Annotated in this window: 15 protein-coding genes; 8 read left to right on the top strand and 7 right to left on the bottom strand. The window is 73.3% G+C overall.

Features of this window, described 5'->3' with window-relative positions:
• Positions 1-126 precede the first annotated feature (126 nt).
• Positions 127-1,605, bottom strand: coding sequence for a glutamate--cysteine ligase (locus SLP03_RS13525; RefSeq protein ID WP_319460925.1), 1,479 nt, complete (start codon positions 1,603-1,605; stop codon positions 127-129).
• 183 nt (positions 1,606-1,788) lie between these two features.
• On the opposite strand from SLP03_RS13525, the gene SLP03_RS13520 reads away from it, so the two are divergent.
• Positions 1,789-2,127, top strand: coding sequence for a DUF3817 domain-containing protein (locus SLP03_RS13520; RefSeq protein WP_319460924.1), 339 nt, complete (start codon positions 1,789-1,791; stop codon positions 2,125-2,127).
• A gap of 174 nt (positions 2,128-2,301) precedes the next feature.
• On the opposite strand, the gene SLP03_RS13515 is transcribed toward SLP03_RS13520, so the two are convergent.
• Positions 2,302-2,850 (bottom strand): hypothetical protein, encoded by a 549-nt coding sequence (locus SLP03_RS13515; RefSeq protein ID WP_319460981.1) that lies wholly within the window; start codon positions 2,848-2,850, stop codon positions 2,302-2,304.
• A gap of 139 nt (positions 2,851-2,989) precedes the next feature.
• Here SLP03_RS13515 and SLP03_RS13510 point away from each other — a divergent pair, with 139 nt between their 5' ends.
• The 5 genes from SLP03_RS13510 (at position 2,990) to SLP03_RS13490 (ending at position 9,221) form a co-directional block, all read left to right on the top strand.
• The gene (locus SLP03_RS13510) at positions 2,990-4,114 is read left to right on the top strand and encodes a Vms1/Ankzf1 family peptidyl-tRNA hydrolase (protein WP_319460923.1); all 1,125 of its coding nucleotides are present in this window, start codon (positions 2,990-2,992) and stop codon (positions 4,112-4,114) included.
• Positions 4,107-5,867, top strand: coding sequence for a thiamine pyrophosphate-binding protein (locus SLP03_RS13505; RefSeq protein WP_319460922.1), 1,761 nt, complete (start codon positions 4,107-4,109; stop codon positions 5,865-5,867). Before SLP03_RS13510 ends, SLP03_RS13505 begins: the two co-directional genes overlap by 8 nt.
• A 65-nt stretch (positions 5,868-5,932) precedes the next feature.
• Positions 5,933-6,094: a hypothetical protein gene (locus SLP03_RS13500; protein WP_319460921.1), complete on the top strand. Its 162-nt coding sequence runs from the start codon at positions 5,933-5,935 to the stop codon at positions 6,092-6,094.
• Positions 6,095-6,410: 316 nt separating this feature from the next.
• Entirely contained in the window at positions 6,411-7,808 is a 1,398-nt protein-coding gene (locus SLP03_RS13495; RefSeq protein ID WP_319460980.1) for a hypothetical protein, read from the top strand.
• A 264-nt stretch (positions 7,809-8,072) separates the two neighbouring features.
• Positions 8,073-9,221, top strand: a complete 1,149-nt coding sequence (locus SLP03_RS13490) for a SigB/SigF/SigG family RNA polymerase sigma factor (RefSeq protein ID WP_319460920.1) — start codon at positions 8,073-8,075, stop codon at positions 9,219-9,221.
• A 68-nt stretch (positions 9,222-9,289) separates the two neighbouring features.
• Here the strand turns inward: SLP03_RS13490 and ctaD are convergent, their stop codons facing one another.
• The 5 genes from ctaD to SLP03_RS13465 all read right to left on the bottom strand — a co-directional run bounded on the left by ctaD (position 9,290) and on the right by SLP03_RS13465 (position 15,045).
• Positions 9,290-11,296: a cytochrome c oxidase subunit I gene (gene ctaD / locus SLP03_RS13485; RefSeq protein WP_319460919.1), complete on the bottom strand. Its 2,007-nt coding sequence runs from the start codon at positions 11,294-11,296 to the stop codon at positions 9,290-9,292.
• Positions 11,297-11,383: 87 nt separating this feature from the next.
• Positions 11,384-12,115, bottom strand: coding sequence for an ATP-binding protein (locus SLP03_RS13480; protein WP_319460918.1), 732 nt, complete (start codon positions 12,113-12,115; stop codon positions 11,384-11,386).
• An 89-nt stretch (positions 12,116-12,204) separates the two neighbouring features.
• The gene (locus SLP03_RS13475; RefSeq protein WP_319460979.1) at positions 12,205-12,657 is read right to left on the bottom strand and encodes a DUF4383 domain-containing protein; all 453 of its coding nucleotides are present in this window, start codon (positions 12,655-12,657) and stop codon (positions 12,205-12,207) included.
• A 122-nt stretch (positions 12,658-12,779) separates the two neighbouring features.
• Positions 12,780-13,934: a glycosyltransferase gene (locus SLP03_RS13470; protein ID WP_319460917.1), complete on the bottom strand. Its 1,155-nt coding sequence runs from the start codon at positions 13,932-13,934 to the stop codon at positions 12,780-12,782.
• A gap of 130 nt (positions 13,935-14,064) precedes the next feature.
• Complete coding sequence (locus SLP03_RS13465) at positions 14,065-15,045, bottom strand: glucosyl-3-phosphoglycerate synthase (protein WP_319460978.1); 981 nt, start codon at positions 15,043-15,045, stop codon at positions 14,065-14,067.
• Between the two features lie 251 nt (positions 15,046-15,296).
• Here SLP03_RS13465 and SLP03_RS13460 point away from each other — a divergent pair, with 251 nt between their 5' ends.
• Positions 15,297-16,328: a Gfo/Idh/MocA family oxidoreductase gene (locus SLP03_RS13460; RefSeq protein WP_319460916.1), complete on the top strand. Its 1,032-nt coding sequence runs from the start codon at positions 15,297-15,299 to the stop codon at positions 16,326-16,328.
• On the top strand, positions 16,321-17,284 hold a 964-nt coding region (locus SLP03_RS13455), incomplete at its 3' end, for a zinc-binding dehydrogenase (protein WP_319460915.1). The genes SLP03_RS13460 and SLP03_RS13455, both read left to right, overlap by 8 nt.

The raw sequence follows: 17,284 nt of genomic DNA, 5'->3' as shown, positions 1-17,284 counted from the left end.
GTGCCGGACAGCGTGGCACCGTCGTCAGCATCTCGGTTTCCGCTTGTCGCCGCGGTCGCCGGGTGGCTCTACAGCCGGCTGCGCGACGACCCGCCCCCCTGGGACCGCGCCCGGGGCTGAGCCGGATCAAGGGATCGGCCACTCGTGCACCGGGCGGTTGCTGTGCATCAGCTCCACGTAGTGGCGGACCACCTCGCGCAGCGCCTCCGGCCGGTCCAGGTGGTCGGCGGACTCCAGCCGGTGCAGGGTCTCCACCTGCCAGGTCGCGCCGTTGCGTCCGGTCAGGCAGCGCTGCTCGATGATGCCGAGCAGCCGGTCCCGCTCGGTCGGGTCGAGCCCCCACCGGTCCAGCCCGTGGTACGCCAGCGGCAGCAGCCGGCGCAGCACCAACTCGGTCACCGGCAGGTAGCCCAGCGCCGGCCAGAAGACCTGCGCGTCGATGCCGTGCCGGGCGCAGTTGGTGAAGTTCTCCTCGGCGGCGCTGAACGACATCTGCGACCACAGCGGCCGGTCCGACTCGGCCAGGGCCCGGACCAGTCCGAAGTAGAAGGCGCCGTTGGCGATGGTGTCCAGCACGGTCGGACCGGCGGGCAGCACCCGGTTCTCCACCCGCAGGTGCGGCCGGCCCTTGAACACGTCGTAGACCGGCCGGTTCCACCGGTAGACGGTGCCGTTGTGCAGCCGTAGCTCGGCCAGCGTCGGCACGCCCCCCTCGGCCAGCGTCTTGACCGGGTCCTCCGGGTCGCAGACCGGCAGCAGCGCCGGGAAGTAGCGCACGTTCTCCTCGAACAGGTCGAAGACGCTGGTGATCCAGCGTTCCCCGAACCAGACCCGGGGGCGTACCCCCTGGGCCTTGATCTCCTCAGAGCGGGTGTCGGTGGCCTGCTGGAACAGCGGGATGCGGGTCTCCCGCCACAGCTCCCGGCCGAAGAACAGCGGAGAGTTCGCGCCGAGCGCCACCTGAATGCCGGCGACCGCCTGGGCGGCGTTCCAGTAGTCGGCGAACTGCGCCGGGCTGACCTGGAGGTGGATCTGGGTGCTGGTGCAGGCCGCCTCCGGGGTGATCGTGTCGGCGGAGACCGACAGCCGCTCCACCCCGCTGATCGAGATCGGCAGGTCCTCGCCGCGGGCGGCGAAGATCTGCTCGTTGAGCAGCCGGTAGCGCGGGTTGGCCGAGAGCGTCTCGGCGGTCAGGTGCTCCGGGCGCAGCGTCGGCAGGATGCCGATCATGACCATGTGCGCGCCGAGGGTGCGGGCCTTCTCCTCGGCGGCGTTCAGGCTGGCCCGGACGTGCTCCTCGAACTGCGCGGTGCCGGTGCCGACCAGCCGGCGCGGGGCCACGTTGATCTCGACGTTGAACTGGCCCAGCTCGGTCTGGAAGCTCGGGTCGGCGATCGCGGCCAGCACGTCGGCGTTGCGCATCGCCGGCTGCGAGTCCTCGTCGACCAGGTTCAGCTCGATCTCCAGGCCGGTCATCGGCCGTTCCACGTCGAAGCGCGACTCGCGCAGCATCTCGGCGAAGACGTCGAGACAGCGGCGGACCTTCTCCCGGTAGCGGGCCCGGTCCTCCCGGCTGAAGGTCCGCGCACCCACATCCTCGCCCATGGTCACCACCTTGTCACCGCTGGTTCCCCTAACCTCGCACGCATCGCCGGGGCGGGGAAGACCCGAAGGTCCTTTTACCTACCCAGCCGGCGCCCCGGTGATCCCCGTCGCCTCCGACCCGTGTCGGCCGGATCCGCCCCGGCGGGCTGGTTAGCATGGCCGCGATCGGTGGGGGAGAGGCTGATGCGCGAGAAGACGACCAGGCTGTTCGTGGCGGCGGCGATCGCCGAGGCCTGCTCCTGGCTGGCCCTGCTGGCCGGCATGGCGGTGAAGTACGGGCCGCCCGCCAACGAGATCGGGGTGCACGTCTTCGGCCCGATCCACGGCGCGCTCTTCGTGGTCTACGGTCTCCTCGTCCTCGTGGTGGCCCGGCTGCGCCGGTGGCGGCTGCTGATCACCGTGGTGGCGCTGGCCTGCGCGGTGCCGCCGTTCGCCACCGTCGTCTTCGAGCGCTGGGCGCGCCGGCGGGGCCTGCTGGACGACGCGTCGGCCCCCGAGCAGGTCGCCACCCCGGTCGGCTGACCCGGCCTCCCCGGGTCCGTCGCGGCCCGGTTGGTCGACCCGCACCTGGCCGCTCGGCCGGCCAGGAAGTCCGCCAGCACCGCGGCGAGCCGCACCGGGCCGACGTCGATCTCATCGAGGGTGAATCCGGCGAACATGGCCGAACCGGTGCCCGCGTCAGCCGGGGCGGAAACCTCAGCCGAGCGCCGAGCAGGCGGCTACCCCGGCCAGCAGCAGCGCGCCGAGCGCCGCTTGGAGCAGCAGCGGCGGACCGAGATGGGACCAGACCGTCGCGGTGTGCGGGGTGAGCAGCTGGCCGGTGGTCAGGTTGACGATCCGCTCGATCCGCGGCGGCAGGTCCGGGTCACGCGGGCGGCGGAGGGTGAGCTGCACGTGGTCCGCGGGGTGCAGCGCGCTCTGCGGCAGGTGTCCGTGCAACTCCACCTCGAGCAGCCGGCCCGCGCCGTCGCGTAGCCGCAGCGGTGTCACCAGGAACTCGGGCCCCTTCTTCAACTCCTTGAAGCTGCGCCGCGCGCCACCGCCGCCGCTGCTCAGCAGCGACCGCACCAGCAGCATCAGCAGCCCCATCACGCCCGCCGCGGTGAGCACCGCGACCAGCACCGGCTGGCCCACCCGCACCTCGCGGGGGTAGCCCTCCAGCAACCGGACCACCCGCCCGGTGACGATCCGCTCCGTCGGGCGAACGACGCGCCGGATGTGGAGGTCAGTGTCCATGGTCACCACCGAGAGTCCCGTTCCGTTCACCGATGGTATCGGCTCCTCGGGTTGAACGATGTGAATGAACGACGGTCACGCGGTGACCGTCAGGTGACATCCGGAGCCGCGCGGGTATGCGTGCGGCCGAGCTGGAAAGGGGTCGAGCATGCAGCTGTCCTTCCTGCGTCCGCTCTACGACCGTCCCGGGCCGTGGTGCTCGGTGTATCTGGACGCCTCCCGGGACACCCACGACTCCCGTCCCGCGCTGGACCTGCGCTGGCGGGCCCTCAAGGGCCAACTGCTGGAACAGGGCGCCGACCCGCCGACCATCGACGCGGTCGAACGGGTGGTCCGTGGGCACGACCCGATGCCGGGGGACTACGGCCTGGCCGTCTTCGCCACCGGCGGTCGGGTGGTGCTCTCCGAGTACCTCTCCGCGCCGCCGCTGCGGGACCTGGCCAACTGGTCCGCCCTGCCGCACACGATGCCGCTGGTCGCCCAGCGCGGCGAGCAGGTCGCCTGGGTGCGGGTGCTGGCCGACCGTGCTGGCGCGGACGCCATCGCGGTCAGCGCCGGCGGGGTGCCGCGGAAGGCGCACGTCAAGGGTCGGGAGAGCTACCGACTGCGCCAGGTCCGTCCGGGCGGCTGGTCGCAGTCCCGCTACCAGCGGGCGGCGATGGAGGCCTGGCACCACAACGCCGGTGACGCCGCCGCGGCCACCGCGGAGCTGGCCGAGAAGGTGGGCGCCGACGTGGTGGTCGTCGCCGGCGACATCCGGGCCACCGGCATGATCGCCGCCCAGCTCCCGGACCGCTGGCAGGACGTGCTGGTCCGCACCGACGCGGGCTCGCGGACCGGCGGCGCCGACCCGATGGCGATGGACGACCTGACGGTGCAGACCATCGCCGAGGTCGCCGACCAGCGGGTCACCACCGCGCTGGACCGGTTCGGGGTCCAGGAGGACGTCGGGGCCGGGCTGGACGCGGTGGTCCGCGCGCTGCAACGCAACCAGGTCGACACGATGCTGATCGTCGACGACGCCTCCGCCGACGGCGAGCTCTGGATCGGTCCGGAGCCGACGGAGATCGCCATCGACCCCGGGCAGCTCGCGGACATGTCCGTGGCCGACCCGCAGCGGGTACGCGCCGACGCCGCCCTGCTCCGGGCGCTGGTCGGCACCGACGCCGAGCTGACGGTGCTCGCGCCGGGCGAGGCGCCCGAGCTCACCGACGGGGTCGGCGCGGTGCTGCGCTACGTCGACGCCGGCACCCCCGGGCGGGGCAATGGTTGACCGCACCGTGGCGGACCTGGTGGTGGAGCGGCTGCGCGCCTGGCGGGTGCCCCGGGCGTTCGGCTACCCGGGGGAGGCGATAACCCCCCTGGTGGCCGCGCTGGACCGCGCCGGCGGGGACCCGGCGTTCGTCCCGGCCCGGCACGAGGAGACCGCCGCCTTCATGGCGACCGGCCACGCCAAGTTCACCGGCGAGATCGGGGTCTGCCTGGCCACCCAGGGGCCGAGCGCGGTGCACCTGCTCAATGGCCTCTACGACGCCAAGCTGGACAGCAAGCCGGTGGTGGCGATCGTGGGCGAGGACGTCAGCGGCCCGCTCGGCGGCGCGCACGAGGAGATCGGGCTGAGTCGGCTCTTCGGCGACGTCTGCAACCAGTTCGTCCGGTACGGGCGGCTGCCCGAGCAGGTGCCCGCCCTGCTCGACCAGGCCTTCCGTACCGCCGCCGCCACCCGCAGCCCGACCTGCGTGGTGCTGCCGCGTGCGTTGCAGGTGGCGGCGGTGCCGGACCTGCTGCCGCAGACGGCGGGCGTGCTGACGGCGACCCCGGGCGAGCCGCTGGCCCGGGTGCTGCCGCACGACACCGACCTGGACGCCGCCGCGTCGCTGCTGACGACCGGCCAGCGGGTGGCGATCCTGGTCGGTCAGGGCGGGCACGGCGCCGCCGACGAGATCGTGGCGCTGGCCGACCGGCTCGGCGCCGGGGTGGCCACCTCGCTGCTCGGCAAGCCGGTGCTGGACGAGCGGCTGCCGTTCCACACCGGGGTGCTCGGCGAGGTCGGCACCACCGCCGCCGCCCAGCTGATGGGGGGCTGCGACACCCTGCTGCTGGTCGGCACGAACAACCCGTGGACGGACTACTTTCCGATGCCGGGTCAGGTGCGGACCATTCAGATCGACATCGACGGGCGGCGGATCGGCACGCGGTACCCGGTGGACGTGCCGCTGGTCGGCGACGCCGGCGACACGCTGCGCGCGTTGCTGGGCCGGGTCGCCGTCCGGCCCAACCAGCAGTGGCGGGGAGTCGTCGAGAGCTCCGTGGACCGCTGGCGGGAGGCAGCGGTTGAGCGGGCCGCCGCCCCGGCCGAGCCGGTCAACCCGCAGCTCGTGCTGCATGAACTCTCCGCCCGGGTGCCCCGATCGGGTTCGGTCGCGGTCGACGTCGGGTCGGTCCTCTACTGGTACGCCCGGCATCTGGAGCTGCCCCCGGGCGTCCGCGCGCAGCTCTGCGGGACGCTCGGCTCGATGGGTTGCGCCCTGCCGTACGCGGTGGCCGCCAAGCTGGCCCGGCCGGACGAGCCGGTGATCGCCCTGCTCGGCGACGGCGCCATGCAGCTCAACGGGTTGGCCGAGCTGATCACGGTGGCGCACCACTGGCAGGAGTGGCGGGACCCGCGGCTGGTGGTGCTGGTGCTGAACAACCGGGACCATTCGGGGATGGGCGGCGGACGGCGGCCCACCGGCGAGCTGGGTGACCGGCGACCGGACGTGCCGTACGCGGGCTGGGCCCGGCTGCTCGGCCTGCACGGCGTCCGGGTCGACCGGCCGGAGTTGGTCGGCCCGGCCTGGGACGAGGTGCTCGCCGCCGACCGGCCCAGTGTGCTGGAGGCCGTGGTCGATCCCGCGGTGCCGCTGAACCCGCCGGAACCGGCCCTGGCCGACCTGCGTGGCCTTTTCGCCGACGGGGACGCCGCCCGGCGGGTGCGCGAGCGGATACTCCGCACCGTGAGCGTCGAGGCCGATGACCTCGTTTGACGGATCCCGCGCGGCGCCCTCTTCGGCTGTCTGGCCGCCCTGGAGATGACCTCCTCGCTGCCCAATTGCCGGTACGGCAACGGACTGCGCCGGCTGGGTGGACGCGCACGACCCTGTGCGGTGGCCTGGTCGCCGCCGAGCCGGCCCTCGCCGCCGATGTGCTGTTCGGCGCCGCCGCCGCGCTCGAGCTGGACCGCCACTTCGCCACCCACCTACTGGACCTGTAGGCCGCCGAAGCCTCGTCCCTCCCCCGCTCGAGGGCCGACTTGCCGCACCGGTGACGTGCTCGCCTCGTCCTCGCGCATGGCCGCTGAAGTGCCCGTCCGGGGGCCCAAACCCCCTCCGGCAGGGGTTTCCGCCCCCGGACGTGGAACCCGGCGACAGGACGCGGCTGGGCCCGGTGCGTCCCGACCGCCCAGCCGCCGCGCACCCGAGGATTGATCCTTCCCGTGGGGGGATGCACCGTTTAGACCGCATAGGGACGGGAAGCCCGGCCGCGTGGTGAGCGAACGAGGCAAGGTGGGCCCGGTGCCGAAGGTGCAGATGGGGCTCACGGCGGAGGGCGCCGGGCTGGCCGGCGACCGGGTCGTGGCGGTGGGCAGCACCGCCCGGGTACTGGTCGCGGCGACCGCCCGGGCACTGCGCGGCGCCGACTGCGGTGACCTCGGGCACCCCACCCCGCTGTCCCGCTTCACCGGCGCCCCGGAGCCGGTCCGTCGGGCCGCCGCGGCCCGGGCCGCCGGACGGGTCGCCCTCACCCCCGCCCAGGCCGCCGAGGTGGACGCCGAGCGGGTGGCGCGCTGGCTCGTCGACCAGTACCCGCCGCGCCGCTACCCGGGCGTGGTACTCGGCTCGGCGCACGGCGCGGCCGCGCACCTGGCGGTGGCGCTGGGCGTGCCCTGGCTGCCAGCCGGCTTCGAAGTGACCGCGCACTGGAGCCACGGCGCGGTGGATCGGCCGTGCGCCGCCCTCGACCACGGCGCCGCGCTGGCCGCCCGCCTGCTGGCCGGCAACGCCGACGTGCACGTGCGGCAGGTCCACTGCCCCGCCAGCCGCGGTGGCCTCGCCGGCGCCACCGTGGCCCTCGCGCTGCGCTGGCGGCGCCTGCCGGCGGCGTACGCGCGGTTCCTGGCCGACCGGCTCACACCCGGCGCGGCAGTGCTGCTGTTGCACGACGTCCGCACCTGGCCGGTGCTCGACGAAGGCCGGGGCCACAGCTTCCAGGTCGGCTCCCCGGCCAGCGGCCTGGAACCGGTGGATTTCCACCCGGACGCGCACGCGCTGCGTCAGGTGCTCCGCTCCGCCGGCGGCGACGGGGCGCACTGGGAGCCGCCGGAGATCTCCTCCCCGCAGGGGTACGCCGAGCACGGCGTGGAGTCCGGTTTCGAACTCAGCGCCCGGGACTGGACCGGTCGGCACGGCCATCCGCTGCACCGGGTGCTCTTCCCGCAACCCGACGCGCTCAGCGCGGCGACGGCCGACCTGTACCGGCGGTGGCTGCGGCAGTCCGGCAAGACCGGCGACCGGCTGGTGGTCGAGTGCGGCCGGCTGCTCGACCCGTGGCAGGTCGTGCGGGCCGGCATGGTGCCGTACTGGTGCGAGAACGCGACCCGACGCCGGGTGGAGGGGGTGGAGTGGTGGCTGGCCGGCAGCGAGCCGTTCAGCTCGGTGGACGTGCTGCCCGAGCCGCCGGGCGTCCGGTCGCCGGCGCTGGCCGGCCTGCCGCAGTGGCTCGCGGTGGCCGCGTTCGGCCGCCGGCGGCGGTCGCTGGACCGGGGGTCGGCGCGGGGGTACCCCGTCACATCGGTGCCGACCCGCCGTGCTACCGAGGTGTTGCGCAACCAGCCGTACGACCTGCCGGTCCCGCCGCCGCTGCGGGTCGGTGACGCCCTGGCCGTGCTCCGGGACGCCGGCGCGCACCTGGGATTGCTGGTCTCCTGACCGGAATCCGGCGGGGTCGGCGGCCTGGTCGACTCCGGTCGGGACCAACCCTGGCGAAACATCCTCGCGAACCCACGGTCCGTGATTGAGTAACTCCGGAGCGGGAACACCGCTCGCTGCGACGGCCCGATGACGCCGTGTGGCGAGCTGTCGTCGCTCCTGGCGTGCCAGTCACGTAACCCACTTCCGGCCCGGTGCGTGGCCCGACCACGCGCATGACCGGTTTCCCAATCCGGGCGGGGGACCTTCCTGAGGGAGGCGCGGATGTTCGGACAGACCACCACGACCACCACCACACCACCGCCGACCGATCGGGGGCTGGAGGACCTCGACGCGGCGGCGCTGGCGTACGCGGCACGGATCGAAGGCCTGCCGCCGGAGCGGCGGCAGGAGGCACGGGACGATCTGGTCCGCTTCGCGCTGCCCTTCGCCGGGCGGCTGGCCCGCCGCTACCGGGGTCGCGGGGAACCGCTGGAGGACCTGGAGCAGGTGGCCCGTCTCGGCCTGGTCAACGCCGTCGACCGGTACGACCCGGAACGTGGTTCCTTCACCGCGTACGCGGCGATCACCATCGTCGGTGAGATCAAACGGCACTTCCGCGACCGCACCTGGGGCGTGCACGTGCCCCGCCGGCTGCGCGACCTGATCCTGGAGGTGGGGCAGGCGACGGCGGCGTTGACCAGCGAGCTGTCCCGGGCGCCCACGGTCGCCGAGCTGGCCCGACGGCTGGAGACGCCGGAGGAGGAGATCCTCGCCGCGCTGGAGTCGGCTGCCGGGTACAGTCCGGCCTCGCTCAACGCGCCGGTCGGCGGGGAGAGTTCCGCCGAGTTCGGCGATCTGGTCGGCGAGTCGGACAACGCGTTGGAATCGGTGGACGACCGGGTGACCGTCAGCGGGCTGCTGCACCGGCTGCCCTGGCGGGAGCGGCGGATCCTCGCCATGCGCTTCTACGGCAACCAGACGCAGGCGGAGATCGCGGCCCGGTTCGGCATCTCCCAGATGCACGTCTCCCGGCTGCTGTCCCGGGCGTTGACCTGGCTGCGCCAGGCGATGCTCGCCGACGCCCCGCCGCCGTGGCAGAACGGCGCCGCCGAGTCGGCGGAGCCGGCGAAGACGCGGATCTCGGTGCGGCAGCACGGCGACCGGGTGGTCGTCGAGGTCGGCGGCGACGTCGACCGGGACGGCGCGGACCAGCTGCGCCGGGCGATGCTGGAGGCGGTGACCGGGCAGCCCCGCGAGGTGGTGGTGGACCTGGTCGGCGCGGGCGGCGTTGACGCGGGCGGGATCGCCGCGCTGATGGCCGGCCGCGACGCGGCGGCCCGGACCGGGGTGCCGCTGCGGCTGACCCGGGTGCAGCCCGCGGTACGGCGTTCGCTCGCCGCCGCCGCCGGCCTGCCGGCCGCCGGCGACTGAACCTGGCCGGTACGGACGAGGAAGGGGGCCGGCGCTCGTGGCGCCGGCCCCCTTCATTTCGTGACCGCTCAGCGCTCGGGGTTCTCCTCATCATGCCCGCGGGGGTGCCGCCACCGCTCGCTCTCCGGCGGCCGGGGCTCCGCGCCCGGCTCGACCTCCTCGATCACGTCGGTCTCCTCGAAGCTCGGCCGGCGGATCTCCTCCGGCTCCGGCACCACCACCGGCCGCGCCCCGGACTGCGGCGCGGGCTGGTACTCGACGGCCTGGCGGGCGCCGTGCGCCCCCTCGGCGGCCGGCGACTCGGGGACGTGCGGCTCGAGATGCAGCTCCTCGGCGAAGTGCTGCGGCGGCTTCACGGTGCGCTGCGGCAGGTCCCGGCCGAGGTTGGCGACGAGCGGGCCGTACTTGGCGTCGAAGGCGGGGCGCTCGGAGCGGATCCGGGGCATCCGGTCGAAGTTGCGCAGCGGGGGCGGGCAGGTGGTGGCCCACTCCAGGGAGTTGCCGAAGCCCCACGGGTCGTCGACGGAAACCATCGTGCCGTACCGCCAGGACTTCCAGACGTTGTAGATGAAGAACAGCGTGGACGCGCCCAGGATGAACGACCCGATGCTGGAGATCGTGTTCAAGGTGGTGAACCCGTCGGTGGGCAGGTAGTCGGCGTACCGCCGGGGCATGCCCTCGTTGCCCAGCCAGTGCTGGACCAGGAAGGTCATGTGGAAGCCGACGAACATGGTCCAGAAATGCGCCTTGCCCAGGGGTTCGTCGAGCATCCGTCCGGTCATCTTCGGGAACCAGAAGTAGACCCCACCGAACGCGGCGAAGACGATCGTGCCGAAGAGCACGTAGTGGAAGTGCGCCACCACGAAGTAGGTGTCGGTGGTGTGGAAGTCCGCCGGCGGGCTGGCCAGCAGCACCCCGGTCAGGCCGCCGAGCAGGAAGGTGGTCAGGAAGCCGACGGCGAAGAGCATCGGCGTCTCGAAGGTGAGCTGCCCCTTCCACATGGTGCCGATCCAGTTGAAGAACTTCACCCCGGTCGGCACCGCGATCAGGTAGCTCATGATGCTGAAGAACGGCAGCAGCACCTGGCCGGTGCCGAACATGTGGTGCGCCCAGACGCTCATCGACAGCACGGTGATCGCGATGGTGGCGAGCACGATACCGGTGTAGCCGAAGATCGGCTTGCGGGAGAACACCGGGATGATCTCGGTGATGATGCCGAAGAACGGCAGCGCCACGATGTAGACCTCGGGATGGCCGAAGAACCAGAACAGGTGCTGCCAGAGCATCGGCCCGCCGGTGGTCGGGTCGAAGACGTGTGAGTGCAGGATCCGGTCCGAGGCGAGCGCGAAGAGTGCGGCGGCCAGCAGCGGGAAGACCAGGATCACCAGGACGCTGGTGAGCAGCAGGTTCCAGGTGAAGACCGGCATCCGGAACATGGTCATCCCGGGGGCGCGCAGGGTGATGATCGTGGTGATCATGTTGACCGCGCCGAGGATCGTGCCGAGGCCGGAGAGGGCCAGCCCGACGATCCACATGTTTCCGCCGACGCCCGGGCTGTGCTGGGACAGGCTCAACGGGGTGTACGCGAACCAGCCGAAGTCGGCCGCCCCGCCCGGGACGAAGAACCCGCCCACCACGATCGAGCCGCCGAACAGGTAGAGCCAGTAGGCGAGGGCGTTCAGCCGGGGGAACGAGACGTCCGGCGCGCCGATCTGCAACGGGACGATGTAGTTGCCGAAGGCGAACACCAGCGGGGTGGCGAAGAGCAGCAGCATGATCGTGCCGTGCATGGTGAACGCCTGGTTGTACTGCTCGGGGGAGAGGAACTGCATGCCCGGTCGGGCCAGCTCGGCCCGCAGGAGCAGCGCCAGCACCCCGCCGATCAGGAAGAAGACGAACGACGTCACCAGGTAGAGCAGGCCGATCAGCTTGGCGTCGGTCGTACCCAGCAGCTTGATCAGCGAGCTGCCTTTGATCGCGGTCCGGACCGGGCCGGGATAGCCGCCGAACCGGGCGGGCGCGAGGATCGCAGGCCCCCGGTCTCGTGCCGGCTCCGTGACTACCCGCTTGGGCATATCTCTCACCCCGTCATGAGGACAGAAAGGACGGGCGTGCCTACCCGGCCCTCTGCCCATAAAACCAGGCGAGAGCGGAAAATTCGGTCAGTTCGCCGGTAGCATCGCCCAGACGACCTTGCCGTCGCCGGCCGGCGAGCTGCCCCAGCACTGGGTCAGCTCACGGACCAGCAGCAGCCCGCGGCCCCCCTCGGCCCGCAGGTCCTGCCCGGTCGTGGCGCGCGCCGCGACCCGGCTGCCATCCGTCACGGCCACCTGGAGGTACGGCCGCCGCAGGGTCACCGTCACCTGCATCGGCGTGCCGGCGTGCCGGACCACGTTGCCCACCAGCTCGGTCAGCACCAGCGAGGCCGGGCCGATCAGCTCGGGGATGTTCCACCGCCCACAGGCGTCGGTGACCAGCTCCCGGGCCCGCCGGCAGGCCCCGGCGACCGGCTCCAGCCGGACCCGCAGCCGCGGCGAGGCGGCCGCGTTGGCCATCGCGGTGGCTTCGGCGCAGTCCTGCCGTACCGGCACCACGCGACAGGCGGTGGTCTCGGCGAGCCAGGTCGCCACCTCCGTCGGGGGGGCGCAGAGCACCAGCGGCACGTCCGGCCAATCCGCGGCACGCCGCGCGGCCGCGGCGAAGACGGAGAGCGCCAGCCGGTCGGCCACCTCGATCTCGGACAGGTCGACCACCAGAGCGTCCGGCTGGGCGGTGAGACAGCGGTCCAGCACGGTGTGCACCGCGCGCATGGTCCCCAGGTCGAGCGCGCCGGCGAGCCGTACCAGGGTGACCGGCGACTCGTCGCGGACCTCCCAGCTGATCCGGGTCGGCATGAGCCCCCTCGATTCCGTCTCGTCGCGGAACTGGGAACTACCCGCCACCCAGCCGGGTCAAACCGGACCAGCCGCCCACCTGGGCCTGGTCAGCGACGATTCACGCCACGTGTGGTGACCAGACCGAGGGCGATCATGCCGATCCCGAGGAAGAGGTGGAGCCAGTTGTCGGCCCCGTTGAACGGGATGAAGTTCGCGCCGCTGGAGTGGCTCACCACCAGGCCGTAGAGCCAGAGCACCAGATAGATGGCGCCGCCGCCGACCAGATACGTCCGGGCACCGGAGACCGTCCGGGCCAGCGCCAGGCCGGCGACGCCGAACAGCAGGTGCACGATGTTGTGCAGCACCGAGACCTGGAACAGGCCGAGCAGCTTCGCCTTCGACTCGTGGCCGGCGAAGTACAGGTCACCGAAGCTGGTGGTGATCCCGGGGATGAAGCCGAGCACCCCGATGACCAGGAAGATCACGCCGACGGCGGTCGCCGCCCGGCGTACCGGGGCGCGGCCGTCGGCGGGGTTGCGCCGGCCCCGGGAGTGGGCCATCGAGTTCGTCACGGCATCTCCTCACCTGGTACGGACGGCGTGGATTCCCGTTCCGGCGGGCGGAAAACACCGGCCCGGCCACCCTGACGGCGGCCGGGCCGGCGTCCGGGTCGGTGCGGCGCTCAGGCCGGCAGCAGGGGGCGGCCGGCGAGCTGGCGGACCCGCTCGTACAGCCCGACGTACTGCTCCGCCATCGCGGCCGGGGTGAACCGGGCGGCGGCCTCCCGACGGCACTCGTCCGGGTCGAGCAGGCCGGCGGCCAGCACCAGCTCGCCCAGCTCCTCCTCGTCGGTGGTGAGCAGTCCGGTGCGCCCGTGCTCGATCAGTTCGGGCAGGCAGCCGCGCGCGGTGGAGACCACCGGCGTACCCAGGGCGAGGGACTCGACCACGGCGGTGCCGCCGGGCTCCTCCCAGCGCAGCGGGAAGAGCGAGGCACGCGCGCCGGCGAGCAGGTCGTCGCGCTCCTTGCCGGCGACCGTGCCGACCCAGCGGACCCGGTCGCCGTCGATGTGCGGGGCGACGTGGTCGTAGAAGAACCGCACGTCCGGGTTCTGACGGGCCTCGTCGCCGGCCGCGGCCAGGTCCTCCGGTCGGTGGTACGGCCCGACCGGGCCGGCCAGCACCAGCGGGAAGCCGACCTGCTGGGCCAGCCGGGCGCCCAGGTCCTGGCCCTTGCCCGGATTGATCCGGCCCAGAATGATCAGGTAGTCGCCCTTGCCGACCCGGGGCCGGCGGTCCGCGCCGACGGCGAGGGGGGTGGACAGGTGGACGTGCCCCACCGAGTGGTCCCGCAGCGCCTGCGGGGCGCGGGCCAGCTGCGAGGCGGAGACGCCGTTGACCCGGACGCGGTCGCCGCCGTCCAGGTTGCCGTAGAGCTCCGGATGCTTCGCCAGGTCCCAGTGCAGGGTGTGCAGCGCCGGCGGGCCGTCCGGTCCCATCGCGGCCATGGTGGCCAGGCCGACCGCCTCCACGTGGTCGTGCACCAGGTCGATGTCGTCGCGGGTGTGCAGCGCGCGCACCACCCCGCTCAGGTGTGCCTGGGAGATCCCGCAGACCTGGTTGTACGGCCGCTGCAGGGCGTGGAACTGGCCATCCGGGAAGACCGAGATCTTCTCGTCGACCGGCAGGGTGCTGGACTCCACCGAGGCGAGCACCACCCGGACGCCGAGCCGGCGCAGCTCGGGCACCAGGGTCGCCACCACGTTCTCGATGCCGCCGTAGCCGGGGGGCGGCACGGACAACCAGGGACCGGCGTTCATCAGGACGGTGAGAGTCATCGTGTCGGCTTCCTTCCCTCGGCGGCGCCCCCGTCGGCCCTCCGCGTGCCAGCGACCGGCCCCGCGGGCCGGCCGTCACCGCTGCGGGCCGGTCGCCCGGACCGGCCGTCGCCACCGTCGTCCGGTGGCCTCACGCCGCCACCCGCCGCCGTGGCACCCGGTGCCGCAGCTGCGCCAGCGGCGGGCGCTCCTCGACCGCGACATCGCTGACCACGATCTCGCGGTCCAGGTTGGGCAGCGCGTCCGAACCGCCGCGCCGGAACTGGGTGAGCAGCGCCGCCGGCATGGCGCCGGGGCTCGCCCAGCCACGGCGTTGCAGGCGGGACCAGGCGGTCAGCATGATCTGGGCGGACATCCGGCCCAGCGCCGCGGTGTCCTGGTGGCGGTGCTTGCGCTCACCCAGGTCCACCTGGGCCAGCGCGTCGAGGCCGACCAGCTCCAGCAGGTCGATCAGCATCGCCGTCTCCACGCCGTAACCGGAGACGAAGGGCACCTGCTCCAGCACCTCCCGGCGGCCCGCGTACTCGCCGGCCAGGGGCTGCACGAAGCCGGCCAGCTCCGGCCAGAAGAGGTTGAGCAGCGGCCGGGCCATCAGCTCGGTCACCCGGCCACCGCCGTCGGCCTCCACGCTGGTCGGGCCGACCAACGGCCGGTGGTAGAAGCCCTTGACGAAGTCGACCGACGGGTCGGTCAGCAGCGGGCCGATCAGTCCGGTGACGAAGTGCGGCCGGAACTCGCGCAGGTCGGCGTCGATGAAGGCGACCACGTCACCCTCGGCGGCGGCCAGCCCGGCCCAGAGCGCGTCGCCCTTGCCGGCCAGCTGGGGCAGCCCCCGGGTCATCGCGTCCTGGCTGACCACCTCGGCCCCGGCGGCGCGAGCCACCTGGGCGGTCCGGTCGGTCGAGCGGGAGTCGACCACGATCAGCTCGTCGACCAGGGGGAGCCGGTCCATCAGATGCTCGCGGATCGTCGACACGATCGCGCCGACGGTGACCTCCTCGTTGTGGGCCGGCAGCACGACGCTGACCCGGCTGTCGCCCTTGGCGCGCAGCAGGCGCCGGGCCGGCCAGTCGTTGGCCGACGTGGTCCGATAGGTGGCCCAAGCCTCCACCACCGGTGAGACGATCGATTCTGTATCCCGCACAGGCACACCCCCAGGTCGTGGCGGAAACGCGGAGACTGGTTTTCCCAGGACCGACCCCGCGCTAACCGGATCATGCCTATCAGCCTGATCACGTCCCGGACACCGGCAGGTTCCCGGCGGGTGAACGTCTGATTGCGTCGCCCGCCGGGTTTGCTGGCGTGTCGGTGGGGGGAGAGCTGTCCGGGTAGTTATGAAACCGTGGCGAGAGGGTCTGTGGAATGCGCGCGTGCCGGGTGGGACTGGTAGGGGCCGGCGGGGTGGCGCAACGCCACGCCCGGGTGTTGAGCGGCTTCGAGGACGTGGAACTGCTCGGCGTGACCGACGTGGCCCGGGACGCGGCGGAGGCGCTCGCCGGGACCTACGGCGGGCGTGCCTTCGCCGACGTGGACGAGCTGCTCGCCGCCGGTCCGGACGCCGTGTACGTCTGCGTGCCGCCGTTCGCGCACGGACCGGTCGAGGAGGTGGTGATCGCCGCCGGCGTGCCGATGTTCGTGGAGAAGCCGGTGGCGGTGGACCTGGAGACGGCGGAGCGGATCGCCGACCTGGTTGAGCAGCGGCAGCTGCTGACCGCGGTCGGCCACCACTGGCGTTACCTGCACGTCGTCGAGGAGGCCCGGGAGCTGCTCGCGGGCCGTCCGGTGCGGATGGTCAACGGCGCCTGGCTGGACAAGGTGCCGCCGGTGGCCTGGTGGGCCCGGCGCGACCGCTCCGGCGGCCCGGTGGTCGAGCAGGCCGCGCACGTGCTCGACCTGATCCGCGCGCTGGTCGGCGAGGCCACCGAGGTGACCGCTTACGGGGACGGCACCCCGCCGCCGGTCGACGGCGCCGACATCGACTCCGTCACCGCGGCGACGCTGCGCTTCGACGGCGGCGCCGTCGGCACGCTCGCCGCGGCGTGCGTGCTCACCTGGAAGCACCGGGCCGGGCTGGAGATCCTCGCCGACGGGCTGGCGCTGTCGCTGACCGAGGACGGTCTGACCGTCCGCGACGCGGACGGCGAGCGGCACGTGCCCGCCCACCCGGACGGCGCCCGGGTCGCCGTCGACCGGGCCTTCGTCGACGCGGTCCGGGGGGTCGGCGACGACGTCCGCGTCCCGTACGCGGAGGCCCTGCGCACCCAGCGGCTGGCCCTCGCGTTGGCCGAGTCGGCCCGGACCGGGCGCAGCGTGTCGCTGCCCACCGGGCCGGCCGCCCGGCCCCGGGTGGCCGTGGCGGACGCCGCGCCGGCGGGGGTGACCGTCGATGCGTGAGAAGGTCGTGGTGGTCAGCGGCCCCGGGCAGGTGGAGCTGGTCGAGCAGGACGCCGCCGAGCTGCGGGACGGCACGTTCCGGGTGGAGACGCTCTACAGCGGCGTCTCCGCCGGCACCGAACTGAGCTACGTCAAGGGCACCAACCCCTACCTCAACGTCACCTGGAACGCCGACCTCGGCCTGTTCCAGCCGGGAGAGGCGAGCGCCCCGTACCCGGTGAACCGGCTCGGCTACATGCAGGTGGGCCGGGTGGTGGAGAGCCGCACCCCGGCGATCGGAGTCGGGACCGTGGGCGCGATGACCTACGGCCACCGCACCGGGTACGTCGCCGACCCGGTCGCCGAACGCTTCGTGCCGCTGCCGGAGGACCTCGACCCGCTGCTCGGCGTCTACGTCGCGCACATGGGCCCGATCTGCGCCAACGGCCTGCTGCACGCCGCCGCCGACCTGTGCGGCACCGACGTGCGCTCGCTCGGCGACGGGGTGCGCGGACGCCGCGTCGCGGTCGTCGGCAGCGGCGTCGTCGCGCTGCTCACCGCGCTCTTCGCCAAGCGGCACGGGGCGGCCTCGGTGGTGGTGCTGGACCCGACCCCGCAGCGGCGGGAGGTGGCCGAGGCGCTCGGCCTGGAGACGCTGGACCCGGAGGCCGACGACCCGGCGGTGGTGCTCAAGACCCGGTGGAACCACTCCGCCGGCGACCGGGGCGCCGACGTGGTGTTCCAGTGCCGGGGCCAGGCCTGGGCGCTGCAACTCGCGCTGCGTCTGCTGCGCCCCCAGGGCACGGTCATCGACCTGGCCTTCTACCAGGGCGGAGCGGACCAGGTCTGGTTCGGCGAGGAGTTCCACCACAACGGCCTGTCGCTGCGGTGCGCCCAGATCGGGCGGGTGCCGCGCGGGCTCGCCCCCACCTGGGACCGGGAGCGGCTCTCCGCGGAGACCATCGAGCTGCTCCGGC

Source organism: Micromonospora sp. RTP1Z1 (assembly GCF_033804685.1).
In the GTDB taxonomy this organism is placed as follows: Bacteria; Actinomycetota; Actinomycetes; order Mycobacteriales; family Micromonosporaceae; genus Micromonospora.
This window is presented reverse-complemented; position numbering and strand designations above follow the sequence as displayed.